Source organism: Bradyrhizobium embrapense (genome assembly GCF_001189235.2).
In the GTDB taxonomy this organism is placed as follows: Bacteria; Pseudomonadota; Alphaproteobacteria; order Rhizobiales; family Xanthobacteraceae; genus Bradyrhizobium; species Bradyrhizobium embrapense.
Genome location: NZ_LFIP02000003.1, coordinates 754,254 through 779,904, shown reverse-complemented (window position 1 = coordinate 779,904; position 25,651 = coordinate 754,254). Strand labels below are relative to the sequence as shown.

General features: G+C 64.5%; 22 protein-coding genes. 5 read left to right on the top strand and 17 right to left on the bottom strand.

The features are described from left to right. Positions 1–73 precede the first annotated feature (73 nt). Positions 74–484 (top strand): hypothetical protein, encoded by a 411-nt coding sequence (locus AKN83_RS41235; protein WP_244522009.1) that lies wholly within the window; start codon positions 74–76, stop codon positions 482–484. On the opposite strand, the gene AKN83_RS17710 is transcribed toward AKN83_RS41235, so the two are convergent. From AKN83_RS17710 to AKN83_RS17680, 7 genes are all read right to left on the bottom strand, one after another. Further along, complete coding sequence (locus AKN83_RS17710; protein ID WP_050403622.1) at positions 451–1,383, bottom strand: NAD-dependent epimerase/dehydratase family protein; 933 nt, start codon at positions 1,381–1,383, stop codon at positions 451–453. The genes AKN83_RS41235 and AKN83_RS17710 overlap by 34 nt on opposite strands. Positions 1,384–1,386: 3 nt before the next feature. After that, positions 1,387–2,238, bottom strand: coding sequence for a class I SAM-dependent methyltransferase (locus tag AKN83_RS17705; RefSeq protein WP_050403623.1), 852 nt, complete (start codon positions 2,236–2,238; stop codon positions 1,387–1,389). Continuing rightward, the gene (locus tag AKN83_RS17700) at positions 2,228–2,797 is read right to left on the bottom strand and encodes an acyltransferase (protein WP_050403624.1); all 570 of its coding nucleotides are present in this window, start codon (positions 2,795–2,797) and stop codon (positions 2,228–2,230) included. Before AKN83_RS17700 ends, AKN83_RS17705 begins: the two co-directional genes overlap by 11 nt. Continuing rightward, complete coding sequence (locus tag AKN83_RS17695; RefSeq protein WP_172803565.1) at positions 2,794–3,633, bottom strand: methyltransferase domain-containing protein; 840 nt, start codon at positions 3,631–3,633, stop codon at positions 2,794–2,796. The genes AKN83_RS17700 and AKN83_RS17695 overlap by 4 nt, the downstream gene beginning before the upstream one ends. A 148-nt stretch (positions 3,634–3,781) precedes the next feature. Next, positions 3,782–4,879, bottom strand: coding sequence for a glycosyltransferase family protein (locus tag AKN83_RS17690; protein ID WP_050403626.1), 1,098 nt, complete (start codon positions 4,877–4,879; stop codon positions 3,782–3,784). Between the two features lie 2 nt (positions 4,880–4,881). After that, a complete protein-coding gene (gene asnB, locus AKN83_RS17685) occupies positions 4,882–6,720 on the bottom strand; it encodes an asparagine synthase (glutamine-hydrolyzing) (protein ID WP_050403627.1) in 1,839 nt (612 codons plus the stop codon). 2 nt (positions 6,721–6,722) lie between these two features. Then, the gene (locus AKN83_RS17680; RefSeq protein ID WP_050403628.1) at positions 6,723–8,324 is read right to left on the bottom strand and encodes a lipopolysaccharide biosynthesis protein; all 1,602 of its coding nucleotides are present in this window, start codon (positions 8,322–8,324) and stop codon (positions 6,723–6,725) included. A gap of 258 nt (positions 8,325–8,582) precedes the next feature. On the opposite strand from AKN83_RS17680, the gene AKN83_RS17675 reads away from it, so the two are divergent. Further along, entirely contained in the window at positions 8,583–9,776 is a 1,194-nt protein-coding gene (locus tag AKN83_RS17675) for a CaiB/BaiF CoA transferase family protein (protein WP_050403629.1), read from the top strand. Positions 9,777–9,845: 69 nt separating this feature from the next. Here the strand turns inward: AKN83_RS17675 and AKN83_RS17670 are convergent, their stop codons facing one another. The 9 genes from AKN83_RS17670 to AKN83_RS17630 all read right to left on the bottom strand — a co-directional run bounded on the left by AKN83_RS17670 (position 9,846) and on the right by AKN83_RS17630 (position 20,103). After that, entirely contained in the window at positions 9,846–11,357 is a 1,512-nt protein-coding gene (locus AKN83_RS17670) for a tripartite tricarboxylate transporter permease (RefSeq protein WP_050403630.1), read from the bottom strand. 22 nt (positions 11,358–11,379) lie between these two features. Further along, positions 11,380–11,922, bottom strand: a complete 543-nt coding sequence (locus AKN83_RS17665; protein WP_050403631.1) for a tripartite tricarboxylate transporter TctB family protein — start codon at positions 11,920–11,922, stop codon at positions 11,380–11,382. Positions 11,923–11,998: 76 nt separating this feature from the next. Next, complete coding sequence (gene mtnA, locus AKN83_RS17660; protein ID WP_050403632.1) at positions 11,999–13,099, bottom strand: S-methyl-5-thioribose-1-phosphate isomerase; 1,101 nt, start codon at positions 13,097–13,099, stop codon at positions 11,999–12,001. Next, on the bottom strand, positions 13,096–13,971 hold the full coding sequence (locus AKN83_RS17655) for an S-methyl-5'-thioadenosine phosphorylase (RefSeq protein ID WP_050403633.1): 876 nt from the start codon (positions 13,969–13,971) through the stop codon (positions 13,096–13,098). The genes mtnA and AKN83_RS17655 overlap by 4 nt, the downstream gene beginning before the upstream one ends. A 150-nt stretch (positions 13,972–14,121) precedes the next feature. Next, positions 14,122–15,063 (bottom strand): Bug family tripartite tricarboxylate transporter substrate binding protein, encoded by a 942-nt coding sequence (locus AKN83_RS17650; RefSeq protein WP_050403670.1) that lies wholly within the window; start codon positions 15,061–15,063, stop codon positions 14,122–14,124. A 343-nt stretch (positions 15,064–15,406) separates the two neighbouring features. Then, the gene (locus AKN83_RS17645; protein ID WP_050403634.1) at positions 15,407–16,204 is read right to left on the bottom strand and encodes an enoyl-CoA hydratase/isomerase family protein; all 798 of its coding nucleotides are present in this window, start codon (positions 16,202–16,204) and stop codon (positions 15,407–15,409) included. A 45-nt stretch (positions 16,205–16,249) separates the two neighbouring features. Further along, a complete protein-coding gene (locus AKN83_RS17640; RefSeq protein ID WP_050403635.1) occupies positions 16,250–17,446 on the bottom strand; it encodes a pyridoxal-phosphate-dependent aminotransferase family protein in 1,197 nt (398 codons plus the stop codon). Between the two features lie 129 nt (positions 17,447–17,575). Then, on the bottom strand, positions 17,576–18,859 hold the full coding sequence (locus AKN83_RS17635; RefSeq protein ID WP_050403636.1) for an MFS transporter: 1,284 nt from the start codon (positions 18,857–18,859) through the stop codon (positions 17,576–17,578). Positions 18,860–18,903: 44 nt separating this feature from the next. After that, positions 18,904–20,103 (bottom strand): pyridoxal-phosphate-dependent aminotransferase family protein, encoded by a 1,200-nt coding sequence (locus AKN83_RS17630; RefSeq protein ID WP_050403637.1) that lies wholly within the window; start codon positions 20,101–20,103, stop codon positions 18,904–18,906. Between the two features lie 132 nt (positions 20,104–20,235). Here AKN83_RS17630 and AKN83_RS17625 point away from each other — a divergent pair, with 132 nt between their 5' ends. From AKN83_RS17625 to AKN83_RS17615, 3 genes are all read left to right on the top strand, one after another. Further along, positions 20,236–20,982: a GntR family transcriptional regulator gene (locus AKN83_RS17625; protein ID WP_050403638.1), complete on the top strand. Its 747-nt coding sequence runs from the start codon at positions 20,236–20,238 to the stop codon at positions 20,980–20,982. A gap of 95 nt (positions 20,983–21,077) precedes the next feature. Continuing rightward, positions 21,078–24,056: an FAD-binding and (Fe-S)-binding domain-containing protein gene (locus AKN83_RS17620; protein WP_050403639.1), complete on the top strand. Its 2,979-nt coding sequence runs from the start codon at positions 21,078–21,080 to the stop codon at positions 24,054–24,056. Then, the gene (locus AKN83_RS17615) at positions 24,049–24,477 is read left to right on the top strand and encodes a GlcG/HbpS family heme-binding protein (protein ID WP_050403640.1); all 429 of its coding nucleotides are present in this window, start codon (positions 24,049–24,051) and stop codon (positions 24,475–24,477) included. Before AKN83_RS17620 ends, AKN83_RS17615 begins: the two co-directional genes overlap by 8 nt. Before the next feature lie 133 nt (positions 24,478–24,610). Here the strand turns inward: AKN83_RS17615 and AKN83_RS39735 are convergent, their stop codons facing one another. Beyond that, positions 24,611–25,216, bottom strand: a complete 606-nt coding sequence (locus AKN83_RS39735; protein ID WP_157113432.1) for a hypothetical protein — start codon at positions 25,214–25,216, stop codon at positions 24,611–24,613. Between the last annotated feature and the right edge of the window lie 435 nt (positions 25,217–25,651).

Genomic DNA, 25,651 nt, shown 5'->3' with positions numbered 1-25,651 from the left:
CTGACGCGAGCTGAACGCGAAAGCCAATCTCGCGGCGCCAACGTGCCGTCCGCGGAAACAGCTGAGGCAGAGAATGGTGCTGCAGATCCGGAATCCACGCCACGGCAGGGATCGCCAGCCGCCAACCGAAGAAGCGCGCGGACTCAACGACAACATCCACATGCGCGGAGCGAAACGCCGCCGCGGCTCCGCGGTCCAGACCGAGAGCGAGTGCCGCAGCAAGACCCGGCTGCCCGTCGAACACCTCCGATCGGACGATCTCGACGCCTGGTATCGCGACAAGCTCGGCGAGTTCGTTCTCGTCGGCCCGCGTCCCGGCAAAGACGACCGGAGCGAACTCGCCGGGCAAGAACCGATCGAGCGCCGCGAACAGATTGCGCTGATAGTTGAACCCGCCGGCCCAAATCCGTCGCGAGATGTGATTGAACGCGAACCGCAATGGGCGGGACGTCACGAAGCCTGCCCCTTGAACCAGGCCACGTAATCGGCGAGGCCCTGATCGAGCGGAATGCGCCAATCGAAGCCGGTCTGGCGCAGCATCGCATCATCGGCCAACAGGCTCATGGGATCACCGGGGCGGCTCACACCCGAATGCCGCACAACCGTCTCGCTGCCCCACCGTCCGATGAGACCGGCGGCGATGTCGGCAACGCTGGTCCCCCGGCCCGAACCGCCATTGATGACCCGGAAGGCTTCCGGTGACGGCGACGCTTCCGCGACGCTTGCAAGCAGCCTCGCGACATCGCGAACGTCGGTCCAGTCGCGCGTCTCGTTGCCGGTCCCACCGAGCGTGAGCACCTGCTCCTTGGCGTTGAGCCGCGAGCAGATATCCCAGAGCAATTGCTTGCGCAGGTTGGGCCCATAGACCGAGAACAGCCGCACGACCGTGCAATGCAAGCCGAACGACCGCGCGTAACTTGCGCACAGTTGCTCCATCATCAGCTTATGCTGCCCGTAGGGCGACATCGGAGCTACGATCGCGCTTTCAGAGATCGGGCCGAAATGATCGGCGCCATAGACAGCCGCACTCGACGCCGCGATCACCGCGCAGTCCGGCGCGGATCCGCGCAGCCATTCGAGCAGCCGAGCGGTGCTTGCGACCGTCCGCGAAAAATCCTCGAACGGCCGTTCGATCGAGACGCCGACGGACGATCCACCAGCCAGATGAAAGACGCGCCTCGGCTGCCCGTGCGCCGCCGCAAGCGCATTGAGATTGGCCGCATCGATCTCACCGTTGATCCAGCTCTGCAAGCCGAGCCGCCGGGCTTCCGTTGCGTCAAGCGCGCCGTGTCCGACGCCATGCACCGCATGGCCTGCCCCCGCCAACGCATGCACGAGATGGCGGCCGATGAACCCATTCGCGCCTGTAACCCAGACGATCATCGCTCAAGCCTTGTGACAGATAAAGGAATAGAGCCGGCCCGGTCGATTGTCGAAACGCTCGGCGATCGACAGCAGCGAGCCGAACAGCCGGGGTGAGGCAAGCGCAGTTCGCCATAGCGGAGCAACCGGAACCTTTTGCGTGAGCTTGGTCACGATCGCGGCTTTCAGGGTCTCCGACGTATAGGGAAACAGGTTGATCGGACTTTGCAGCGGCGGCAGCGTGTCCACCGCGGAGAACCCTGCCTTGGTCAACGCACCGGTGTAGCGATCGAGCAGGAAGGCATGTTCGCCGCCGTAAAGGTGATGCAGCGGATGTTGCGCGAGGAACTGCGGAAGATCGGCCTCCTTGCTGATGACATGCTCGCGCGCCGCGATCAGCATGCCACCGGGCCGCAGCACGCGAAACATCTCCCGGCACGCCCCCTCGAGATCGCGCGTATGGTGCAGCACGGCGCGAGCGAACACGAGATCGAACGTCGCATCGGCGAACGGCAGCCGCTCGGAAAACTCTTCGACCACTTGGATCGGCAATTGCGTCTGCTGCGCCAGGCCGCGGATCGCCGCCCCTCCCACGATCGCGCTGGGATCCGGTTCGAGCGCCGTGACGGCAAAGCCGGTTCGGGCGAGCGCGTAGCTCGCGATGCCGCGACCGGCGCCAACATCAAGCGCGGTACCTGACCGGCCGGCGAGCAGCGTGGCGACCGCTTGCCACTCGGAACTCTGGAAATAGCGTTCGGCAGCGCCAACCAGCGGATCGTCGTAGAACGCGTCGAGCACAAGCTGGTGCTGCTCCGGCTGATTGCGCAGCCAGACCACCGCATCCTCCCACGTGGTAAACTTGCGCTCACCGTTCATCGGGGCCAAGCTCCCTCACCAGCACGGCCGGATTGCCGGCCACGATCGAAAACGGCGCGACATCCTTTGTCACGACCGCGCCGGCCGCGACGATGGCACCCTGCCCGACCGTCACACCGCGCAAGACCATCGCGCCCGCGCCGACCCAGGCGTCGTCGCAGATCCGCACCGGGCTCTCGTCAAGCGAGATATCGTTCGGATGTCCTTGCGTGAAAATCTGCTGGACCTGCCGGTGCCGCTCCGCCGCCCGCAGCGGATGCGTGAGGTTGTCGAACACATTCGCCGAATGCGAGATCAGGACGCGGTTGCCGAGCTCGATCGAGGCGGCCGACCAGATCCGGGTTCCTTCGCCGACATAGCACCACTCGCCGATCTTGATCTCGCCGCCATGCGCGAAGGTCAGGAGCTCGCCCAGGATGCGGCTGGCGCGGCCGACGACGATCTTGTCGGCATCGCCGCGGATATTCCTAATCCTGGCATAGCGGCCGAGCGCTGCGTCTGCCTGCAACCGGCATGTCGCGCGACCGAGCAGACGCTGGATCAGATAATCGAGATTCATGCCGTCAACTGCAGGCACGCGACGGCGCGCGACGACGCCGCAAGGTCGTTGCCCTGCCCCTTGCCGGTGTGGATGTCGAAAACCGTGGCGTCAGCGAGCGCCTCGGCACTCTGGCGCGACCAGCCTTGTCGCGAATAGCCGAAATAGTCGACCTGGTGAGACGCCGCACCGAATGCCTCGATTATCCGCTCGATCATCGCGAGATCGAACACCTGATACCAACCGAGATTCTCGCGCTTGCCGAACGGCACGGAGATCAGGCAGGTCCCGCCGGGCTTGAGAATACGCTTGAACTCCTGCACCGCCGGAACGAAGCCGTCCCGATCGGTCTCGGCGTCGCGCGGATCGCCCGTGTACAGCATCTGATTGTCGAGGCCGATATGCTCGATCGTCGAAATGCTGGCGACGGTATCGAACACCTGATCGCCGAACATCGTCTTCCGCAGATCGCCGAACACATAGGAGTAGCCGTCATGCCAATAGCAGCGCCGCTCGGGCGCCAACGTCATGATGGTGAGGTCCGCGCCGCGCAATGGCGGACGCTGCAGCAGGAAGTCGTGGTTGAAGGTCGATCCAGCATCCAGCATCTTGCCGACATTGCTCAACCGGCCATAGACCCAGGGATATTCCACCACGCGCTCGTCCATGGCGACGCCGTAACCGGGCGGAAGCTCCTTTCCTGCCCGAAGCAGGCCTGCATCGATGGCGGCTGTGATCGTGTCGCGCTTGACCGTCTGATAGCCCGGGCCGAACGGCCGCGGCCGCAACCTGAACAGCGGCACGGCAAGCCCGTCGGCCACCCATTTCAGTCGATGGATCAAGTCACTTGCAGACATCATCTCGGCCCGATCGCCCGCCCACCGGCCGGCACTGTGCACCGTCTAGAGCCTTTTCCGTTCCGATGGAATCGGAACGGGGCTCCAGATGGTTGTTTCGACGCGATTTCCTTGCGCGAACCGGCATCCATTTCGCTCGAAAAACGCTCTAGCACGGCTCAATCCGCGCGACGAGATCGGTAAACTGGGCCCATTGCGAGGCCTTGCTGTAGGTCTGTCGCACGCGGCTTCGGCCGGACGCGGCGATCCCAGCCCATTGCGGCCAATCCTGCAGGCTGCTTGAAATCGCCTCGGCTGCCCTTTCAGGCGCGTCGTAGGTGCGCATCGTGACGCCGTCCTGCATCGCCTCCGGATAATTGCCGGAATCCGACACCAGCAGCGACCCGCAGCCCATCGCCTCGAAGCAGCGCATGTTGCCGCGATCGTTGCCGGCCATGTCGATGGCGCCGTTGAGCACGATCTTGGCGGAGCCGAACAGCTCGTAGAGGTCCCTGCCGAACAGCGGCAGCCGCGCTATTCGCGCGATGACGTCGGGCCTGCGATGCTTCCCCAGCGGCAGCAACCGACCGACCGCGCTTTCGGCAAGCCGCGTCAGCCGCGACGCATCGAGGCAGAACACGATGTTGCGGTCCGCCGCCAGGGCCGCGACCTGTTCGAGCGTCCTGCCGCGCGCGCTGTGGTGCCGTGAATATCCACCGACGAACGCCACATCGATCGGACGTTCGCCGTGACCGTACTGCTCCATGACAGGATCGATCGCCGGAAAGAAAAGCTCCGCCCGGCAGCCCTTGTTGCGCCAGGCATCGAGGATCGAGGGGAAGTTTCCAAGCACCGCGCCGTAGGCGGTCAGGTCGGCATTGCCGGAAGGCGCCGCGCGCCAGCACAAGGTCTTCTTCACACAGCCCGGAAGCTTGGCGACGAACGCACTCGGATAGCGTACCGGATCGAGATTGTAGAACACCTCGGTCCTGTGATGCTCGATCTGCGCGAGCAGAATGGCTTCGAGCGTCGGCGTCCCCTTGATGCCCTGCTCGCGCGCCCATTGGCGCTGCAGGACTTCGTCGTCGGCATTGGTGAAGAAGGCTTCAGGCGCGCCGTCGAGCACCGGCTTGAGGAAATGCGCCGCGCCGAAGCGGTCATGCAGGAACACGTCGCGACGCGCCGCGAAGGTCGATGCTTTTGCCGCAAGCTGGTTCAGCCGCGGCAGATAGGACGGATAGAGACCGCTATTCTGGAACAGACGCATCGTTATACGGACCTTGCCAACATCCATTTCATGTTCAGGTATGGCCAGATCCGGCCGACGGATTCCCAATCCCAGCTCCGCGATGCCGTCAAGTCGCCGACCGCCTTTCGAAGCGGTGCTTCGTCGACGAACTCGGCAAACGCCGGGACATTGCGATGGAGCAGATCATTGGTCCAGCCCGTCAATGGCCCGTTCAGCCATTCCGGCATCGGCGAGTTGAAGCCGACCTTGCGGCGGGCGGTGCGGATGCTTTCGGGCATCAGGTTCGCCATCGCCTGCCGCGCGATCACCTTGGTGATGCCGTCGGCCGATTTGCTCGTTTCAGGCAGCGCCATCGTGTAGGTCACCAGCCGCCAGTCCATGAACGGCATGCGCACCTCGATCCCGTGCGCCATCGAGAGCCGGTCGAAATTGCGCAGGATGGTCGGCAGCGTGGTCGAGTGGAACATGCGATAGAGACGCCGGTTCAGCGCGCCCCAGGCGCTCGGCAACGCGTCATCCTCGGCGACCAGCGGCAGCGGCGCCGGCATCGCCGCCAGGCCTCCGCGCAGGAAATAGTGCCCCTGCCGCCTGATCATCTGCGCCCGCAGGAAGTCGATGCCGCGTTGCGCAAGCCGCGATCGAGACGCGAGCGCGGCGGCGGCGTTCCGAATCCGGAAGGCGGCCGACTGCCCTTCTTGAAAGTAAGCGCCCATCAATTCGTCCGCCCCGTGACCGTCGAGCGAGACGGTAACGTTCTGGCGCCGGAGTTCGCGATAGATCAGCCACGGCGCGCTCGGCAGCCCGATGTAGACGTCGTCGTTGTCGTCGAGGATCCGGTCCAGATCGGTGAGCGCATCGGCGCGCCCGATCTCGAGAAAGCTCGGCGCCACATCCGCCCACGCGGCCGCTTGCTCCGCCATCGGCCGCTCGTCATTGCTGGCTCCGGGAAAGGTCGCGACAAAGGCGTGCCGCCAGGCGGTCGAGTCGCGCGGTCCCATGCCGGCCTTCTCGTGGCTCGCCATCGCGCAGATCACGGCGGACGAATCGAAGCCGCCGGACAGGCAGGTCCCGATCGGAACGTCGCTGCGCATGCGCAGGGCCACGGAATCCTGAAACAGGTCGCGAAAGCGCGCGACACGTTCGGATTCAGCATCAGGGATCTCGGGCAGATGATCCACGGTCCGCCACCAGCGGCGGACCTGCACACGCCCCCCGCGCAACCACATGCAGTGGCCGCCCTGCAGGCGACGCAGTTGCGCGAACACAGTCCGTTCGCTGCCCTCGATGCCGAACGGGTCAAGCAACAGCCGCCGCGCCACCTCGATATCGAGCGACGTCTCAACCAGCCCGCTCCGCGCCAGCGCCCGCTGCTCGGAGGCGAACACGAACCGCTCGGGAGACAGCGCGTACAGCAGCGGCTTGATGCCGAACCGATCGCGCGCCAGGAACAGTTCATCCGTGGCCGTGTCGTAGATCGCCAGCGCCCACATGCCGTTGAAGCGCAGCAGCATGTCCTCGCCCCACGCCTGCCAGGCGGCGAGGATCACTTCGGTGTCGGACTGGCTGCGGAAGACCGCGCCCTTCGCCTCGAGTTCGCGGCGCAATTCGAGGAAGTTGTAGATCTCGCCGTTGTAGACGATCACGTGGCGGCCATCGCCCGACACCATCGGCTGATAGCCGCCCTCGCCGGGATCGATGATGGCGAGCCGGCGATGGCCGAAGGCGACGTTCCGCTTGGCGTTGAACCAGGTGCCCTCGCCGAACGGACCGCGATGCGCAATCAGGCTGGTGAGGCGCGAGATGTCGGCCGGGTCCACGGGGCCGCCGCGCAGATTGACGATGCCTGCGATACCACACATGTCTAGGCGGCCTTGAAGGGCAAGAAGCGAGCGATGATGACGCGAAGATCCCGCCAGCAGACGGCGCGGTAGGGACCAAGCTGCGACACGGCGACGGCGGCCACAAAGATCGCGGCCGCCGACGCGCCGTAGAGCGACACCACATACCACCATGACGGCGCCTGGTCGAACGGCGCATGGCCGAGCTGCGCGCGCAGCACCAGCGCAACGGCGATGCCGGTGCCGAGCGGGATCAAGACGAAATGCAGCATCCGTGACCACATGGCCGAGAGCCTGAAGGTTCGCCGCAGCAGCAGCACCGTGACGACCATCTGGGCGACCATCCCGACGCAGGAGCTCCAGCCGGCCGCCTGCCAGCCGAAATACGGCAACGCAATGGCGCTGGTCGCCAGCGTGAAGATGCCGGTGACGAGCGAGATCAACGCGTTGAAACTGGAGCGTCCCTGCGAGAGCAGATAGAACGCGAACACGTTGGCGCTCGACCCCAATATTCCGCTGATCGCAAGCACCACGAGCACCAGCTGCGCCTCTGCGGCGACCTCGGCGCCGGTCCATCGATACAGCAGCGCGCCGGCGACCGGAATCAGGCCGCCGAGCGCGCTCGCGGCCAGCACGTTGAGAATCCAGGAGGAGCGGAGCAGCAAGTCGACCTTGCGATCGTCATCCTCCTTCTGCAGCGTGCTGAAGAACGGGAACAGGATCTCGCCGATCTTCAAGACGCCGATATAGACCGCCTCCTCCAGCCGCTGCGCGACGCTGTAGAAGCCGACGAATTGCGGCTGCAGCAGCGCGCCGAGCAGATAGCGGTCCGCCTGCCCGGCGAACAGCGCGCCGCTTTGTGCCGCGATCTGCCAGCCGCCGAGTTTCACGAGCGCGCGCAGCGCGCTGCGATCAAGCGCGGGCCGTGCCAGCCAGTCGCTCATTACATGCCGCGACCAGGCAGAGGCCATCAGAAAATTCATCGCGAAACCCAGGGCCTGGCAGCCGAGGAAGGTCGAGGCACGCGGCGCATGAGGGATCAGCAGCAACATCGACATCGTCGTCACTACCGTGCCGGTGATGCTGATCGACGCGATCCGCCGATAATCCTGGCGCGCCGTGAACAGCGAGAGAAAGACCGCGAACAGACACTGGAACAGCCAGCCGACACCGGCCAACGCAAAGGCGAGCCCCAGGTCGTCGGACGCCGGACCACCGAGGTGAAATCCCAATCGCGCGAGCGGCGGTCCAGCAAGGATGAGCAATGCCGAGATCAGGCCGCCCACGGCGATGGCGAGCGCAAGCGCGGTCGCGAAGAAACGCCGTGCCTCGCTGCGATCGGACTGTCCCAACCGTTGCGCGAGCTCGCGCGTCGTCGAGAGGCCAAGCGCATTGCTGAACATCAGCGCAGGGGCGACGCAGGCAGTGACCAGACCCGCAACCCCGAACGCGGCGAGGCCGAGCCGGGAGATCACGAATGGCAGAATCGCAAGATTGAGCAGCACCGCGACCGCGAACGCCGTCGCGTTCCATGCCGAATTCCCGAGCAGATGGGATGGACCCTTCTTCACCGCCACGCCCGCTTTCGGTCCGTCGCCTTGATGCGCCTCAAGTGCCTCTTCCATAAGGGCAAAAACTCATTTCGGATGGCGACGGGCTAGCAGCCGGCGAACTGATTGTCGAGGGTTGGCGGATGGCGGGGCCTGCAAGCTGGTGTGGGCAAGCCTGAACGGCAGCCGAGGCAGGTGACGGTCGCCGCGGAACCATGCCTGTTTGTTTCCATCCCGGTTTGTCGTCCGGGTAACAGTTGGAAAGGTCAGCCAAATTGTCTAAGGCAGATAGGCAGTAGCCCCAGAGCGGCCCGCCAAACAAGAGGTGTCTCAATGCCCTTTCCACGTGCATCCCAAGCCCTGTCCCGCTTCACCGTGCTGGATTTGACCCGGGTCCGGTCCGGGCCGACCTGCGTGCGCCAGCTCGCCGACTGGGGTGCCAATGTGATCAAGATCGATGCGCTGCTGGAGGACGGCGGCGGTGAGCAGCCGGGCGGGCCGCGCGGCGGCTCCGACTTCCAGAACCTGCATCGCAACAAGCGCGCGATGACGCTGAACCTGAAGGACCCCAAGGGGCTCGAGGTCTTCAAGCGGCTGGCCGAGCAGGCCGACGTCATCGTCGAGAACTTTCGGCCGGACGTGAAGGCCAAGCTCGGCATCGATTATGAGAGTATCCGCAAGATCAATCCGAAGATTGTCTATGGCAGCATCTCCGGCTTCGGCCAGGACGGTCCCTATCACAAGCGCCCGGGCTTCGATCAGATCGCCCAGGGCATGGGCGGCCTGATGTCGGTGACCGGCGCGCCCGGCGGCGGCCCGATGCGGGTCGGCATTCCCGTCGCCGACCTGACCGCGGGCCTGTTCTGCGCGCTCGGCATCCTCACCGCGCTGCTCGAGCGCGACGTGTCCGACGAAGGCCAATGGGTGCAGACCTCGCTGCTGCAGGCCCAGATCTTCATGCTGGATTTCCAGGCCGCGCGCTGGCTGATGGAAAAGGAAGTCGCCACGCAGGCCGGCAACAACCATCCGACCTCGATCCCGACCGGCGTGTTCAAGACCTCCGACGGCTACATCAATATCGCCACCACGGGCGGGCGGATCTGGGAGCGCTGCGCCCAGGCGATCGGCGCACCCGACCTGATCACCAATCCCGACTACGCGACCGCACCGGCGCGCTCGAAGAACCGCGACGCGCTGAACGCACGAATCAACGCGCTGACCGAAAAGAAGTCGACCGAGACCTGGGTCCGCGAGCTCAATGAAGCCGGCGTGCCGTGCGGGCCGATCTACTCGATCGACCAGATGTTCCAGGATGCCCAGGTCAAGCATCTCGGCATGGCCCAGCACGTTCCCAATGACGAGAACCGGCACATCCAGCTGGTCAGCCAGCCCGTGACGCTGTCGCGGACGCCGAGCAAGATGGCGGCGCGCCCACCGGAATTCGGCGAGCAGACCGAGGAAGTGCTGGCCGAATTCGGCTTCGGCCAGGACGAGATCGCCGAACTGCGTCAGCGCAAGGTGGTCTAGAGATTCTGGTCCTGACGCGTTTTCTTCGCGCGAACCGGTATCCACTTCGCCCGAAAACGCTGTAAGGCCTCACGCCTTTGCTGGTCGCACCAGACGCGCGACGCCGGCAAAGGCCCGATCAATCACCGGCCAGAACAGCAGCACGATCGCCAGGGTCGTGATGCTGCCGACGAGGCCGTTCGACCAGAACACCTTCATGTCGCCGCCGGAGCCGATCATCGAAAGGCGGAACGCGTCCTCGGCACGGCTGCCGAGCACCAAGGCGAGCGTGAACGGCGCGAGCGGGATGGCGATCTTCTTGAAGACGTAGCCGACCACACCGAAGCCCAGCATCAGCCAGATGTCGAACAGCGCATTCTGGATCGCGTAGGCGCCGATCGCGCAGGACACCACGATCATCGGCGCGACAGCTGCGAACGGCACGCGCAGGATCGAGGCGAAGATCGGCACCGTGGTCAACACCAGCACGAGGCCGACGACGTTGCCGAGATACATCGAGGCGATCAGGCCCCAGACGAAATCCTTGTGCTCGACGAACAGCAGCGGGCCCGGGTTGAGGCCCCACACCATCAGGCCGCCGAGCAGGATCGCCGCGGTGCCTGAACCGGGAATGCCGAGCGCGAGCATCGGCAGCAGCGCCGAGGTGCCCGAGGCGTGGGCGGCGGTCTCCGGCGCGAACACGCCCTCGATGCGGCCCTTGCCAAAACTCTCCTGATCCTTGGAAAAGCGCTTGGCGAGGTTGTAGCCCATGAAGGAAGCCGCGATCGCGCCACCCGGCGTGATCCCGAGCCAGCAGCCGATCACCGACGAGCGCAGTAGCGTCACCCAGTACTTCGGCAGCTCCTTCCACACCGACAGCACGACGCGCAGGCTGATACCGGCGGCGTGTCCGCGCAGCGCCAGGCGCTCCTCCATCGTCAGCAGGATCTCGCTGATGCCGAACAGGCCGATGACAGCGACGAGGAAGTTGATGCCGCGCAAGAGCTCCGCCGAGCCGAACGTCATGCGCAGCTGCCCGGACACCGTATCCATGCCGACGCCCGCAAGCAGCAGTCCGAGCGACATCGAGATCACGGTCTTGTGCTTGGCCTCGCGGCCGAGGCCGACGAACGAACAGAACGTCAGGAGATAAACGGCAAAGAATTCCGGCGGGCCGAATTTCAGCGCGAACGAAGAGATCATCGGCGCCAGGAAGGTAATCAGCAGCACCGCGACCAGCGAACCGATGAAGGACGAGGTGAATGCCGCGGTGAGCGCTTCGGCAGCCCTGCCCTGCTGCGCCATCGGATAGCCGTCGAAGGTGGTCGCGACCGACCAGGCTTCACCGGGGATGTTGAACAGGATCGAGGTGATGGCGCCGCCGAACAGCGCGCCCCAATAGATGCACGACAGCATCACGATGGCGGATGTCGGATCCATCGTGAAGGTGAGCGGCAACAGGATCGCGACCCCGTTGGGACCGCCGAGCCCGGGCAGCACGCCGACGAAGATGCCGAGCACGAGGCCGACCATCATCAACAGCAGCGTCTTCCAGGTCAGGAGGACGGTAAAGCCGTGCAGCAGGAGACCGAAGGCTTCCATGTCTCGAAATCCCTCGGTTAGCTCAGTAGCCGAAGGCCGCTTCGAGCGGGCCCTTCGGCATGATGACGTCGAAGGCGACGTCGAAGGTCACGAACATCGCGGCGGTGAAGATGAAGGCGGTGAGGAGTGACTTCCACAGCGCGATCTTGCCGACGAGGCGCATGAACCCGGCGATCAACAGAAAGCTCGCGACGTAGAGGCCTAGATACTGGGTGGCGAGGCAAAACAGGAAGGTCGGCACGAACACCGCCATCACCCGGCGAAACTGGGCGCGGGTGACGAAGGTTTCGGCAGCTTCCCGGCGTGAGACGAAGGCGGCGCCGAGGCCATAGAGGCTGGCGGCGCCGAGAATCACCGAGAGGTAGAACGGAAAATAGCCCGGCTGCGGCCCGGTCGAATCCCATGACGCACCGGTGCGCCAATTATCCCAGCCGAGCACCAGGGAGAGCGCGAGCAGCAGCAGCGAAACGATAACGTCGACGGCGCCGGTAGAGACGACGGCGGGCGAGTTCTCTTCAGGCGCGGTCGGATCGTCGACGACGATCTCAAGTTCGGTATTGGACATGGACTGGACGGTCTGGGTTGCGAGGGCAACGATTGGGATAGCGTGCTGAACCTTTCACCGTCAATGCGGCCTTCAGCTAACGCCCGCAACGTTCGGGAAAGGCGCTCGCAAGTGCAGCGCGATTAGCGGCGAGCACGCCGCGCTCGGTGATCAACCCCGTCACCAGACGCGCCGGCGTGACATCGAAGCCGAAATTGGCAACGGTTGAGCCGTCCGGAACCACGCGGACGGTCTCGATCCGTCCATCCGCCGTCTTCCCGGTGAGGTGCGTTACCTCGCTGGCCGCGCGTTGCTCGATCGGAATCTGTTTGATGCCATCATCGATACGAAAGTCGATGGTCGGCGACGGCAGCGCGACATAGAACGGCACGCCGTTGTCGTGTGCCGCGAGCGCCTTCAGATAGGTCCCGATCTTGTTGCAGACGTCGCCATTGGCGGCGACGCGGTCGGTGCCGACGATCGCAAGGTCCACCATGCGATGCTGCATCAGATGGCCGCCGGTGTTGTCGGGGATCACGGTGTGCGGCACGCCGTGGTGACCGAGTTCCCAGGCGGTGAGCGAAGCGCCCTGATTGCGCGGCCGCGTCTCGTCGACCCAGACATGGACCGCAATGCCGCGATCATGCGCCTGGTAGATTGGTGAGGTCGCCGTTCCCCAATCGACGGTTGCAAGCCAGCCGGCATTGCAATGCGTCAGGACGTTCACCGGCTCGCCCGGCTGCTTGGTCGCGGCGATTTTTTCGATCAGGCCGAGGCCGTGCCGGCCGATCTCGCGGTTGATCTCGACGTCTTCGTCGGCGATCTCGCGGGCGCGGGCATAGGCCGCTTCCGTGCGGACTGATGCTGCGAGCGGCGCGAGCGCGCGCTGCATCTCATCAACAGCCCACTTCAGATTGATCGCGGTCGGCCGGGTCGCGGCCAGCATCTTGCCGGTACGCTCGAGCGCCGCATCGGAGGCATCGGCCCGCATCGCCAGCGCCATGCCGTAGGCGGCAGTCGCGCCAATCAACGGCGCGCCGCGCACCAGCATCGAGCTGATCGCCTCGCCGGCCTCGTCCGCCGTCGTGATCTTTGCAATGATAAACTCATGCGGCAGCCGGCGCTGATCGATCGCGCCGACCGACCAGCCGTCGGGCTCGAGCCAGATGCTGCGGAAATGGCGTCCATCGACTTTCATGCGCGTAACACCCTTCCGGCGACGGCATCGAGCCTGGCAAGCAGCTGCGGATCGCGGGCCGCGGGCGCCGTGATCAGGGCCGTATCCAGCGCGCGATCCGAACCGATCGGACAAGGCTCATGCTCGCGCGGGAAATCCCGCCCCAGACGCGCGACGAGCGCCTTGGCCTTCTCGGCGTTCGAATTCAACACGCGGATGATATCCTGCACCGTCACGGCATCATGCGCCGGATGCCAGCAATCGAAATCGGTGACCATCGCTACGCTGGCGTAGCAGATCTCGGCCTCGCGGGCGAGCTTGGCTTCGGGCATGTTGGTCATGCCGATCACCGAATAGCCCTGCGCCTTGTAGGTCAGGCTTTCGGCGAGCGAGGAGAATTGCGGCCCTTCCATGCAGAGATAAGTGCCGCCGCGCGCGAACGCGATGGCTTCGGCTTCGGCCGCGGCGGCGAGATGCTTGACCAGCAGCGGCGAGACCGGATGCGCCATCGACACATGCGCGACGCAGCCTTTGCCGAAGAACGAGCTCTCGCGCCTGTAGGTGCGATCGACGAACTGATCGACCAGCACAAACGTGCCCGGCGGCAGCTCCTCCTTGAACGAACCGCACGCCGACAGCGCCACCAGGTCGGTGACCCCCGATCGCTTGAGGACATCGATATTGGCGCGATAATTGATGTCGGACGGCGACAGCGCATGCCCCTGGCCGTGTCGCGGCAGGAACACGATCGGCAATCCCGCCATCTCGCCACGGCGCAGCGGCGCGGACGGTTCGCCCCAGGGACTCGCGATCGCCTCCTCGCGGACATTTTCCAGTCCCGGCAGATCGTAGATGCCGGATCCGCCGATGATCCCGAGAACGGCTTTGGTCATGATCGCTCCTTGCGGTCCCGTAACGGCGACGGAGGGGTGACCCAGCCCGATCGGGCTCGCCGGACGTTCGGCCATACTGCGGCGCAATAATCACTGCGCCGCTGCCGCTTGCAAGCCGATTCAGGCGAGAGGGTAAGCAAACCGCGACCGCTATTTCGCGACGAAGCCCGCCGCGTTCATCAGCGAGGCATTCTGCTTGTCGTCATCCTCGAGGAACTCAACCATATCCTTGCCGGTGAGGAAGATCGGCTTCAAGGCCTGCTTCTCCATGTAGTCCTTGTATTCAGCAGTCTGCGTCACCTTCTGGAACAGGTCGACATAGAACGCCTGCTGCTCCTGCGTGACCTTGCCCGGCAGGAACATCGCGCGCAGCATCAGATACTGCACGTCCAGCCCCTCTTCCCTGCAGGTCGGGATATCGTTCCAGGATTGCGTGTCGGTGACGTTGGTCTTGTAGGAAATCCGCTCCTTGTCGAACACGCAGAGCGCGCGGACCTGGCCGGCGCGCCAGACCTCGAGGTTCTCGCTCGGATTGTTGACGTTGGACTCGGTGTGGCCGCCGACCAGCTGGGTCGCGGCCTCGCCGCCCGACTTGTAGGGCAGATAGGAGAATTTCGCGCCGGTCTTCTGCTCCATGAACACGGTCAGCACGTGATCCTCGCGCTTGGAGCCGGTGCCGCCCATCTTGAACGGCGCGCTCGCCGCCTTCGCAGCATCGATGAACTCCTTCACGGTCTTCGGGCCGTTGGCATTGTCCCACAGCACGAACTGGTCGAGCGCGATCACCGACACCGGTGTGAGGTCGCGCCAGTTGAACGGAATCTTGGCCGACAGCGGCAGCATATAGATCAGCGAATAGGCGATCAGCACCTTGTTGGGATCGCCCTCGCTGGACTTCATGTACATCAGCGCTTCCGCACCCGACGCGCCGCCCTTCAGCGACACCACCATCGGCTGCTTCATCAGATTGTTCTTCTGGATCGCCGCCTGCATCATGCGCGCCATCTGGTCGGAAGCACCACCGGCGCCGGCCGCAACCACGATCTCGACCGGCTTGCTCGGCTCCCAGCCGGCAAACGCCGGCGCGCTCATCAGCAAGGCCGCGATGGTAGCCGTGGCTTTCACAATCTGTCCCACGTTCTTCTTCCCTATCTATTTGTTCGGCTTGGCAAAACCGTCGAGGTGGCGGGTTCGTATCATTGTGCCGAGAATGCAGGTGAGTTCAAGCCGCCGAACTGCCGCATGACCTATGACTTTGGAATGAGGTGGGTGCTTCGCTCTGCTCGCATTGACAAACGCTGTCATCGCCCGGCTTGACCGGGCGATCTAGGCGGATACGCCCGGTCAAGCCCGGCGATGACAGCGGTGGTTGGGGCATAGCGCGCCCCGGAATGACGACAGAAAGAGCCCGCGTAGCCGACCCGCAGCCGAGCCGTTACTTGCCCTTGAAGTTCGGCGCGCGCTTGTTGAGGAAAGCGTCCATGCCCTCGCGGAAGTCTTCGCTCATATAGGCGCGCAGGATCAGGTCTTCGCCCTCGTCGCGCGACAGCGTGCGGCGGATGCGGCGCACTGCCTCCTTGGTGACTTCGAGCGTGATCGGCGCATGGCCGGCGACGAGTTGCGCGGTCTCGGTGGCGCGGCGCTGCAGCGTCTCCACGTCGGGGACGACCTCGTTCAAGAGGCCGAGCGCCAGCGCTTCCGGCGCCTCGACCAGGCGCGCCTTGAAGATCAGGTCCTTGGTCCGCGCCGGACCGATCAGCGAGACCAGCCGCGAGATGTTGGACATCGACAGACAGTTGCCGAGCGTGCGTGCGATCGGGAAGCCGATCCGCGTCGCCTCGGTGCCGATGCGGATATCGCAGCATGCGGCAATGCCGGCGCCGCCGCCGGTGCACGCACCTGCGATCGCCGCAATGACGGGCACGCGGCACTGTTCGAGCGTCCCCAGCACGCGGTCGATCCGCGCCTCGTAGTCCAGCGCATCCTGCGCGGTCTTGAACGCGCGGAATTGCGAGATGTCGGTGCCGGAGGCGAACGCCTTGTCACCGGCCCCGGTCAGGATCAGCGCCTTGATGGAATGATCCTGATTGATGTTCTCGCAGATCGCGGCCATCTGCTCGTACATCGCAAAGGTCAGCGCGTTGCGGGCCTGCGGCCGGTTGAACGTGATGCGCGCGATCCCGTCCGCGACGGAGTAGATCAGGTCTTCGGTCGGTGCGACGGGCGCGTTCATGTCTCGCTCCTTCTGTTGTTTGCGATCAGGTTTTGGGCAGCCCATTCAAGCAACGGCTTTCGACGCCTGCGCGGCGTCACGTCCCTTCAGAACTTCCATCGCCGCCAGCACACCGCCGCTGCGATGCGGAACCTTGGCCAGATCGAGACCCATCTCGACGCCAGACAGCGTGCCCATCAGCATCAAATCGTTGAAGTGGCCGATGTGTCCGATCCGGAACACCTTGCCCTTGACCTTGTTGAGGCCGGTGCCGAGCGACATGTCGAAATTTTCCAGCACGACCTTGCGGAAGTGGTCGGCGTCGTGGCCGTCGGGCACCCGCACCGCGGTCAGCGCCGGCGAATGCGCGCCCTGCTCCTGACACTGCGTCTCCAGACCCCAGACCTTGATCGCGGCGCGCGTCGCTTCGCTGTGGCGCTTGTGGCGGGCGAAGACGTTGTCCAGCCCCTCCTCCTCCAGCATCTTCACGGCCTCGCGCAGGCCGAACAGCAGGTTGGTGGCGGGGGTATACGGCCAGGTGCCGGCCTTGTTGATGTTGATGACCTCCTGCCAGTCCCAATAGGAGCGCATCCCGGGATTGGCCTTGGCCACCGCAAGCGCCTTCTCCGACACCGCGTTGAAGCCGAGGCCGGGCGGCAGCATCAGGCCCTTCTGGGAGCCGGCGATCGAGACGTCGATGCCCCAGGCATCGTGCTCATATTCGAGCGAGCCGAGGCCGGAGATGGTGTCGACCATCAAGAGCGCCGGATGCTTCAGCGTGTCGAGGATCTTGCGGACGTTGAGCGGATAGGTGACGCAGGCGGTCGAGGTCTCGTTATGGACCACGCAGACGGCCTTGATCTTGTGCGCCTTGTCGGCGGCGAGCCGCGCCTCGATCTGCTCGAGGTCGGCGCCATGGCGCCAGTCGCCCGGGATGAAATCGACGTCGAGCTTGAACTTGTCGGCGATGCCGTGCCACAGCACCGCGAATTGCCCGGTCTCGCACATCAGGACCTTGTCGCCCGGCTGCAGCGTGTTGACGATCGCAGCCTCCCAGGCGCCGGTCCCCGACGAGGGATAGATGATCACGGGCTGCTTGGTGCGGAACACCCGCTGCATCGCCGACATCACGGCAAAGCCGATCTCGGCGAATTCGGCACCGCGATGGTCCATGGTCGGCATATCCATGGCCCGCAAGACCCTGTCCGGCACGTTGGTCGGTCCCGGAATCTGCAGAAAATGCCTTCCAGTATGCACGGTCATGAGCGTCTTTCCCGGTCTTGCCTTGGTCTTGGTAAGGCGCTCGCATATCACTATTCGCCGGGTTTGTCCCAGGGCCGGCGGGGGGCCGTCATGCATATCTGACGGCGCTCCGCCGGGGCCGGCGGCCGCTCATTCGGCGGCCAACACCTTGCCCGATACCAACGGTTCGCTACCCTCCTCGAACGGCCGCTCGGGGTGCATCAGGAACGCCGAGAAACCACCGACCAGCAAGAGGGCCATCGACATCAGGAACGGCAGGTACCAGTTGCCGGTGGCGTCGATGACGAAGCCGGCAACCAGCGGCGAGACGATCGCCGCAAACGCCGAGCCGGTGTTCATGAGCCCGGCCGCGGTGCCGGAATATTTCGGCGCGATGTCCATCGGAATCGACCACATCGGGCCGATCACCAGTTCGGCACAGAAGAAGCCAGCCGACAGGCAGAGCGCGACCACGGTGATGTCGTGAACGAACAGGATCGGCATCAGCGACAGCAGCGCGCCCGCAAATCCCACGATCGTGACGCTGAGCCGCGCCAGCCGCACATTGCCTGACCGTTCGAGGATGCGGTCGGAGATCACGCCGCCGATGCTGTCGCCGACGACGCCGGCAAAGAACACGCCGGATGCGAACAGCGCCGAGTTCTTCAGATCGAGGCTGTAGTTGTTCTTGAAGAACAGCGGCAGCCAATTGAGGTAGAGCCACAGGCACCAGCCGTAGCAGAAGTAGGTCAGCGTCACCGGCCACATCCGCTGCAACAGCGGGCCCCACGGCACCTTCGGCCGCTCGCCTTTCGGCCGCGGCGGCAAGGTCGCAAGCTCGGCCGTAGTGATGGAGCCGTGGTCGGCCGGCTCGTTGCGGAAGTACCAGACCCATGCGACGCCCCAGATGAGACTGACGATGCCAAGCGCGACGAAGGCGCCGCGCCAGGTCAGCCAGAGGATCAGGAGCGCGACCACCGGCGGGGTCACCGCGTTGCCGAGACGTGCGAACGCGTGGGTCAGGCCTTGCGCGAAGCCGCGGCGGTTCGCCGGCGTCCAGTACTGCATGGCGCGCGTCGCGGTCGGGAACGTCGCGCCTTCGCCGAAGCCGAGCGCGAAGCGTGCGATGAACAGCGCGGCGAGTCCGTGGACAAAGCCGGTCATGATGGTCGCCGCGGCCCATATCATGCCGCACCAGAACAAGGTCTGACGTGGCCCGAAGCGATCGCCGACCCAGCCGCCGATCACCTGGAACAGCAGATACGGATAGGCGAAGGCGGAGAACACCAGGCCGAGCTCGGTGTTCGACAGACCGAGTTCCTTCTGGATCTCGCTGGCCGCGGTGCCGATGTTGACGCGGTCCACATAGGTGATGAAATACATCACGCAGAGCATGGCCAACACGACATGGGTGGCCTTGAACCGAAGCCTCATATCCCTCCCCTTCCCTGATCCGCGATTTTCTTGGTTGTTGGTCGCTAGGTGCCGACCACTTTCAGATGCGACGCGTTGCGCTGATCGCGCTGCTCGAGCAGCCGCATCGCCGCCTCGACGCCGCCCGCACGATGCGGCACGCCGGCAACCGACAGCCCCATCTCGACGCCGGTGAGCGCGCCAAGCAAGGTCAGCTCGTTGCATTCGCCGAGATGACCGATGCGGAACACCTTGCCGGCGACCTTCGACAGGCCTGAACCGAGCGACATGTTGAAATTGTCGAGTACGACCTTGCGGAATTGGTCGGCATCATGGCCGGGCGGCATCAACACCGCGGTCAGCACCGGCGAGAACTCCGACGGCTCCTGGCAGAGATTCTCGAGGCCCCATTGATTGACAGCCGCGCGCGTCGCAGCGGCGAGGCGCCGATGGCGGGCAAACACGTTGTCGAGCCCCTCTTCCAGCAGCATCGCGATCGCCTCGCGCAGCCCGTAGAGCAGGTTCGTCGCCGGCGTATAGGGGAAGAAGCCCTTGGCGTTCGGCTTCAGCATCTCCTCCCAATCGAAATAGGAGCGCGGCATCTTGTTGCTGCGGGACGCGGCGCGGGCCTTTTCCGAGATCGCGTTGAAGCCGAGGCCGGGCGGCAGCATGAAACCCTTCTGCGAGCAGCTGACGCTGACATCGACCTTCCACTCGTCGTGCCGGTAGTCGACCGAGCCCAGCGATGAAATGGTGTCGACCATCAGGAGCGCCGGATGGTTGGTGCGGTCGATCGCGGCACGGATGTCGGCGATCCGGCTGGTCGCGCCGGTCGAGGTCTCGTTGTGGACGACCATCACCGCCTTGATGCTGTGCGCGGTGTCCGCGGCAAGCCTTGCCTCGATCAACGCCGGGTCGGCGCCGCGACGCCAGTCGCCGGCAATGAATTCGACCTCGATACCGAAGCGGCCGGCGAGCTGCCGCCACAACGTGGCGAAGTGACCGGTCTCGACCATCAGGACCTTGTCCCCGGGCGACAGCGTGTTGACGATCGCAGCTTCCCAGGCGCCGGTGCCCGACGACGGGAAGATCACCACCGGGCCTGCGGTCTGGAAGATCTTGGCGCTGCCCTCGAGCACCGTGCGACCGAGCTCGGCAAACTCCGCGCTGCGGTGGTCGATGACCGGCATGTCCATCGCGCGCAGAATGCGATCCGGAACCGGGCTCGGTCCCGGAATCTGCAGGAAATGGCGTCCTTGATGCATGAGAACCTCCCAATCGCCGGATTTCGGCCTCTTCGTCAATCATTTTGCATTCATTTTTTGTATTTTCAATCCAATTTTGGTATTCGATTGCGGAGATCGACGCCGCCGCGTCGGCAAATTATTGTTCAGAATATGAAATCTGCGATTCCCGAAACCGGGGTTCCGATCACTCAGCCCGCCGCCGGCAACGACCGCCAGGAGGCATCGCTGCACGGCGAGATCCTGCTGCGGCTCCGCGACTATGTGGTGGAAGGCAACATTCCCGAGGGCGGTCGCGTTCCGGAACGCCAGCTCTGCGAAATGCTGCGAATCTCCAGGACGCCGCTGCGCGAGGCGCTCAAGGTGCTGGCGGCCGAAGGCTTGATCGAGCTGTTGCCCAACCGCGGCGCCCGGGTGCGCCAGCTCAGCCCGCGCGACCTCGAGGAACTGTTCGACGTCATGGCCGGACTGGAGAGCCTCGCCGGACGGCTGGCCTGCGAGAGCATCACGGATGAGGAAATCGCCGCGATCGAGCGGCTGCACTACGAGATGTACGGCCACTATCTGCACCGCGACATGCACGGCTATTTCCAGACCAATCAGCAAATTCACGAGAGCATCGTCGCGGCTGCGCGCAACGCGACGCTGAAGACGACCTACGCCAACTTCGCTGGCCGGATCCGCCGTGTACGCTATTCCGCCAATTTCGCCCGCAAGCGACAGCGTTGGGCCGAGGCAATGCGCGAGCACGAGGCGATCCTCGATGCGCTGCGCCGCCGCGCCGGCAGCGAGCTCAGCGACATCCTGTTCGCCCATCTGCGTAACAAGCGGAGCGCCGCCATCGAGCACCTCGCCGAAGGACCGGACAGCGCCCGGGAGACGGCGCCACAACGCAGCTAGTTGCTCATTTTGAATTCATAATGTAATTCTCGGCGCAATCGAATGCATAATCCCGGGGCAATTCTGGTTGCGCCGCGGATCACATCGGATCAGGGATGAAGAACGCCACCTCGCTCGAACAGCGCCTGCGGTCCGAATTGACCGGCGACGTGTTTTTCGATGCCTTCAACCGCGGCCGCTACGCGACGGACGCCTCGTTCTACCAGATCATGCCCGCCGGCGTGGTGGTGCCGCGCACCGTCGACGAGGCGCTGCGGACGCTGGCGATCGCCCGCGACGCCGGGCGGATCGTCACCCCGAGGGGCGGCGGCACGTCGCAATGCGGCCAGACCGTCAATGACGGCATCGTGGTCGACCTGTCCAAGCACTTGAACCGCATCCTCTCGCTCGACGTCGAGAACCGCACCTGCGTGGTCGAGCCCGGTATCGTGCTCGACGATCTCAACCGCCAGCTCAGGAAGCATGGGCTGTGGTTTCCGGTCGACGTCTCGACCGCATCGCGCGCCACGATCGGCGGCATGGCCGGCAACAATTCCTGCGGCGGCCGTTCGCTGCGCTATGGCACCATGCGCGACAACACGCTGTCGATGGATGCGGCACTCGCCGACGGCACGCTGCTGCATTTCGGCGAGGTGCCGCGCGACCTGACGCGGATCAATGCCTCCGATCGCGGATCGCAGCTGTTCCGCGACATGCTCGACCTCGGCGAACGCGAGGCGGCCGAGATCGCGGACAAATTCCCCAAGGTGCAGCGCCGCGTCGGCGGCTATAACCTCGACGCGCTGGTGCCACGCAACGCGCCGAACAACATGGCGCATCTTCTGATCGGCTCGGAAGGCACGCTCGCCTTCACCACGCAGGTCGAGCTGAAGCTGTGGCCTGTGATCCGCAACAAGGCGCTCGGCGTCTGCCATTTCGGCAGCTTCTACGAGGCGATGGATGCAGCCCAGCATCTGGTGAAGCTGCGGCCCATTGCTGTGGAGCTGGTCGATCGCACCATGATCGCGCTCGGCCGCGAGATCGCGATGTTCCAGCCGATCATTTCCGCGGCGGTGCGTGGCGATCCGGACGCGATCCTGGTGGTCGAGTTCGCCGAGGAAGACCAGGCCGACAACCTCGCCCGCCTGAAGCAACTCGGACAGCTGATGGGCGACCTCGGCTTCGGCTGGGACAAGCCGCAGCGCAAATGGGGCGGCGTGGTCGAGATCGTCGAGCCGGCGCTGCAGACCGGCATTGCCGATTTCCGCGCCGCCGGGCTCAACGTCATGATGTCGATGAAGCAGGAGGGCAAGCCGGTCTCCTTCGTCGAGGATTGCGCGGTGCCGCTGCCGCACCTCGCCGACTACACCGAACGGCTCAACACCGTGTTCGCCAGACACGGCACGCGCGGCACCATGTACGCGCACGCGTCCGAAGGCTGCCTGCATGTGCGCCCGGTGCTCAATCTGAAGCTCGAGAAGGACGTCAAGGCAATGCGCGCCATTGCCGAGGAAGCCTTCGCAATGGTGCGCGAATACAAGGGCTCGCATTCCGGCGAGCATGGCGACGGCCTGGTGCGCTCGGAATTCCACGAGACCATGTTCGGCGCGCGCATCGTCGCCGACTTCCGCGAGGTCAAGCAGCGCTTCGACCCGTCCAATACGCTCAACCCTGGCAAGATCGTCGATCCGCCCAGGATGGACGATCGTTCGCTGTTTCGTTTCTCGCCGGACTATCGCGTCGGCGAAATGAAGACCGTGCTGGACTGGTCGGCCTATCCCGGCGCCGGCGGCGGTTTCCAGGGCGCGGTCGAGATGTGCAACAACAACGGCGCCTGCCGCAAGCTCGAAGGCGGCGTGATGTGCCCATCTTATCGTGCGACGCGCAACGAGAAGGACGTCACTCGCGGCCGCGCCAACACGTTGCGGCTGGCGATCTCCGGCCAGCTCGGACCGGATGCACTGTCCTCCGACGAGATGATGGACACGCTGAAACTCTGCGTGTCCTGCAAGGCGTGCCGTCACGAATGCCCGACCGGCGTCGACATGGCCAAGATGAAGATCGAGGTGCTGGCGGCCCGCGCCGCGACGCACGGCCTGTCGCTGCGCGACCGGCTGGTCGGTTATTTGCCGCGCTATGTCGATCTCGCCTCGCGCTTTGCGCCGCTCGCGAACTGGCGCAACAAGAGCCCGCTGCTGCGCACGCTGTTCGAGAAATTCGCCGGCATCAGTGCGCAGCGCGCGCTGCCAGCGTTTCGCCGCGACATTTTCCAGCCGGACTCCGAGGTACTGGGGCCGCCTGAGGGGCGCGAAGTGGTGCTGTTCGCCGATACGTTCAACCGCGGCTATGAGCGGGAAAATCTCGACGCCGCGGTCGAGGTCCTGATCGCCGGCGGCTATCGCGTGCATCTCCCGAAGTCACCGGACGGCGGCCGTCCGCCATGCTGCGGACGCACGTTCCTGTCGGCCGGGCTGGTCGTGCAGGCGCGCGCCGAGCTCGACCGGCTGGTTTCGACCTGCGCGCCGTTCGCGGCGCGCGGCGTGCCGATCATCGGCCTCGAGCCGAGCTGCCTGCTGACCCTGCGCGACGAGCTGCTGTCGCTGCGCTCGGATGACACCGCGAAGAGCGTCAGCGCCCACGCCCTGCTGTTCGAGGAATTCCTGGTGCGCGAGGCAGAGGCGGGCCGCCTCGCGCTGCCGCTCGGCGCTGTTGCTGGCAAAGCCGTCGTGCACGGTCATTGCCACCAAAAGTCCTTCGGCGCGTTCAAGCCGGTGGAGAAGGTGCTTCGGCTGGTGCCGGGCCTCGACGTCAAGACCATCGATTCGAGCTGCTGCGGCATGGCCGGCGCGTTCGGCTATGGGGCGGAGACCTATCAGGCCTCGATCGAGATGGCCGAGCTGTCGCTGCTCCCTGCAGTGCGCAGCGCCGATCAGGACACGCTGATCGTGGCCGACGGCACCTCATGCCGGCACCAGATCAAGGACGGCAGCGGCCGCACGCCGCTGCATGTCGCCAGCGTATTGGCGATGAGCCTGAAACGTGCGACATCGCATTCTGACCAATCGTTACCGAAAAAGGAACAGGCCCATGGCTGAGCTCACGCTCGATACTGCCCGCAAGATTCTGGACGCCGCGCTCGCCAAGGGCGTCGAGAAGAAGCTGAAGCCGCTGGTGGTCACCATCCTCGACGCGCGTGGCGCGGTAAAGGTGACGGCCGCGCAGGACGGCACCAGCCTGATGCGCGCCGAGATCGCCCACGGCAAGGCCTATGGCGCGCTGGCGCTCGGCATGGGATCGCGGGCGCTGTTCCAGCGCGCGCAGGAGCAGGCCTATTTCATCGACAGCGTGAATACGCTGGCGCAGGGCCGGCTGGTGCCGGTGCCCGGCGGCGTGCTGATCATGGACGGCGCGACCCTGCTCGGCGCCGTCGGCGTCAGCGGCGACACCTCGGACAATGACGAGATCTGCGCCGTAGCCGGCATCGAAGCCGCCGGCCTGAAGGCCAACGCGGGCTAATCCGCTCCACTTCGCTCCTGCGGTCTTTGGAGTCAGCGGGCCTTGGGGAGCTGATGCTGTCGATGATGCCGACAGCTGGCATCATCGTGGTGTTCCAGGAGGGCCGAACGAAAATTGTCTCGTTGCTGCTTTCCTATTCGCACCACCCGGACAAAATCATCACGAGCGCGACCGTATCTGGATTTGGTGCCGGTGCGAGCGTCGCGCCCTCGGCTCTCCACGCCATCTCAATGTTCGGAACACCGTTCACCAGACCGACCGGCGCATGGACGACCAATGTCGACATGTAGCCGCCATCGAAGATCGGTGAGAGCGCCCATGTCGAACCCGGAGCGCGAAACCAGGCGTAGACCGTCGCGGTCCACTGGTTCGGACCAGTGATGTAGGAGTTACCGGTCAGGATGACCTCCTTCGCTGTGGCGGGAATATTGAACTGAGGCCAGAGCGGGATTTGTGTCCATGTGTTCGCGCAGGCATCCTTAGGACCTGTTCCATCCGAACAAATCGCCGGTGTTGTGTTCGGCTTGAAGTTGCATGGATGAAATTCGTAGGGAGTGCCGTCATAACCGGGGCACACGCCCCAATTCGGCAAGCTCGTATTATTGAACACGATGGTTGGATCGCGGACATTGTTTGGATTGAAATGCCACGTCGTGCAGGTGTTGCTCCAGTTGGTCTGGGCTGCAAAGGCAGGTGCGAGAGCCAGCCACGCGGCAAGTATCAAGATCAGTTTGCGCATAGATGGATTCCATCTTCCACGATGACGATGCCAACCAAGCCGGAAGTCACCGCGGTAGCCCGCAAACCGTCTCGTTCGAAGATCGTGATCACTGCTCTTGTCATATTGCCCAACCTGTTCGGCAGCGGTGTCAACGCTCCTGTCTCAAGGAACAAGCAACGCTGTTCGCTACCGTATCGACCCAACGATTCTGGGAGGCTTCAGACCTCCTCATTCCAGCCGAATTGCACTTCTATCTATAATTGATACAACTGATATCATCACTCCAATGTTGTGACGCGGTGATGACATCTCAGATGACCATTGCCACTAAGAATGCTTCGGTGCGTTCAAGCCACTTATTGGGCCTCCATCGAGATGGCCGAGTTGTTGCTGCTCCCCGCAGTTCGCAGCATCGGGGCACGCTGATCGTGGCCGACGACACGTGACCTCGGA

Coding starts and splice junctions, on each gene's coding strand:
- mtnA (WP_050403632.1), bottom strand. CDS start 13,099: ATGAAAGTCGATGGACGCCATTTCCGCAGCATCTGGCTCGAGCCCGAC.
- AKN83_RS17675 (WP_050403629.1), top strand. CDS start 8,583: ATGCCCTTTCCACGTGCATCCCAAGCCCTGTCCCGCTTCACCGTGCTG.
- asnB (WP_050403627.1), bottom strand. CDS start 6,720: ATGTGTGGTATCGCAGGCATCGTCAATCTGCGCGGCGGCCCCGTGGAC.
- AKN83_RS17655 (WP_050403633.1), bottom strand. CDS start 13,971: ATGACCAAAGCCGTTCTCGGGATCATCGGCGGATCCGGCATCTACGAT.
- AKN83_RS17695 (WP_172803565.1), bottom strand. CDS start 3,633: ATGTCTGCAAGTGACTTGATCCATCGACTGAAATGGGTGGCCGACGGG.
- AKN83_RS17665 (WP_050403631.1), bottom strand. CDS start 11,922: ATGTCCAATACCGAACTTGAGATCGTCGTCGACGATCCGACCGCGCCT.
- AKN83_RS17630 (WP_050403637.1), bottom strand. CDS start 20,103: ATGCATCAAGGACGCCATTTCCTGCAGATTCCGGGACCGAGCCCGGTT.
- AKN83_RS17640 (WP_050403635.1), bottom strand. CDS start 17,446: ATGACCGTGCATACTGGAAGGCATTTTCTGCAGATTCCGGGACCGACC.
- AKN83_RS17705 (WP_050403623.1), bottom strand. CDS start 2,238: ATGAACGGTGAGCGCAAGTTTACCACGTGGGAGGATGCGGTGGTCTGG.
- AKN83_RS17615 (WP_050403640.1), top strand. CDS start 24,049: ATGGCTGAGCTCACGCTCGATACTGCCCGCAAGATTCTGGACGCCGCG.
- AKN83_RS17620 (WP_050403639.1), top strand. CDS start 21,078: ATGAAGAACGCCACCTCGCTCGAACAGCGCCTGCGGTCCGAATTGACC.
- AKN83_RS17670 (WP_050403630.1), bottom strand. CDS start 11,357: ATGGAAGCCTTCGGTCTCCTGCTGCACGGCTTTACCGTCCTCCTGACC.
- AKN83_RS17710 (WP_050403622.1), bottom strand. CDS start 1,383: ATGATCGTCTGGGTTACAGGCGCGAATGGGTTCATCGGCCGCCATCTC.
- AKN83_RS17635 (WP_050403636.1), bottom strand. CDS start 18,859: ATGAGGCTTCGGTTCAAGGCCACCCATGTCGTGTTGGCCATGCTCTGC.
- AKN83_RS17690 (WP_050403626.1), bottom strand. CDS start 4,879: ATGCGTCTGTTCCAGAATAGCGGTCTCTATCCGTCCTATCTGCCGCGG.
- AKN83_RS39735 (WP_157113432.1), bottom strand. CDS start 25,216: ATGCGCAAACTGATCTTGATACTTGCCGCGTGGCTGGCTCTCGCACCT.
- AKN83_RS17625 (WP_050403638.1), top strand. CDS start 20,236: ATGAAATCTGCGATTCCCGAAACCGGGGTTCCGATCACTCAGCCCGCC.
- AKN83_RS17645 (WP_050403634.1), bottom strand. CDS start 16,204: ATGAACGCGCCCGTCGCACCGACCGAAGACCTGATCTACTCCGTCGCG.
- AKN83_RS17680 (WP_050403628.1), bottom strand. CDS start 8,324: ATGGAAGAGGCACTTGAGGCGCATCAAGGCGACGGACCGAAAGCGGGC.
- AKN83_RS17700 (WP_050403624.1), bottom strand. CDS start 2,797: ATGAATCTCGATTATCTGATCCAGCGTCTGCTCGGTCGCGCGACATGC.
- AKN83_RS41235 (WP_244522009.1), top strand. CDS start 74: ATGGTGCTGCAGATCCGGAATCCACGCCACGGCAGGGATCGCCAGCCG.
- AKN83_RS17650 (WP_050403670.1), bottom strand. CDS start 15,063: ATGAGCGCGCCGGCGTTTGCCGGCTGGGAGCCGAGCAAGCCGGTCGAG.